Source organism: Aeromonas sp. MR7, assembly GCF_963899385.1.
Classification (GTDB): Bacteria; Pseudomonadota; Gammaproteobacteria; order Enterobacterales; family Aeromonadaceae; genus Aeromonas; species Aeromonas bestiarum.
Window position 1 is genome coordinate 1 of sequence record NZ_CAWQXH010000028.1, and the last position, 547, is coordinate 547.

The window sequence follows — 547 nt, forward strand, 5'->3', positions numbered from 1 at the left end:
AGGGACTTCACTGTCAAGAGCGAACCTTCTCCCGAAGTTACGGTTCTATTTTGCCTAGTTCCTTCACCCGAGTTCTCTCAAGCGCCTTGGTATTCTCTACCCGACCACCTGTGTCGGTTTGGGGTACGATGACTTGTAATCTGAAGCTTAGAGGCTTTTCCTGGAAGCAGGGCATCAATGGCTTCACCACCGTAGTGGCTTCGTCTCGTGTCTCAGTGTTGTGTCTCCGGATTTGCCTAGAAACACCACCTACGCACTTTCACCAGGACAACCGTCGCCTGGCCCACCTAGCCTTCTCCGTCCCCCCATCGCAATTACAAGTCGTGCAGGAATATTAACCTGCTTCCCATCGATTACGCCTTTCGGCCTCACCTTAGGGGTCGACTCACCCTGCCCCGATTAACGTTGGACAGGAACCCTTGGTCTTCCGGCGAGGAGGCTTTTCACCCCCTTTATCGTTACTTACGTCAGCATTCGCACTTCTGATATCTCCAGCATACCTCTCGATACACCTTCGCAGACTTACAGAACGCTCCCCTACCACTCA

General features: G+C 52.8%; 1 rRNA gene. It reads right to left on the reverse strand.

Annotated elements, in window-relative coordinates:
* Nucleotides 1-547, reverse strand: a 23S ribosomal RNA gene (locus tag AACW87_RS14590); the annotation flags it as partial.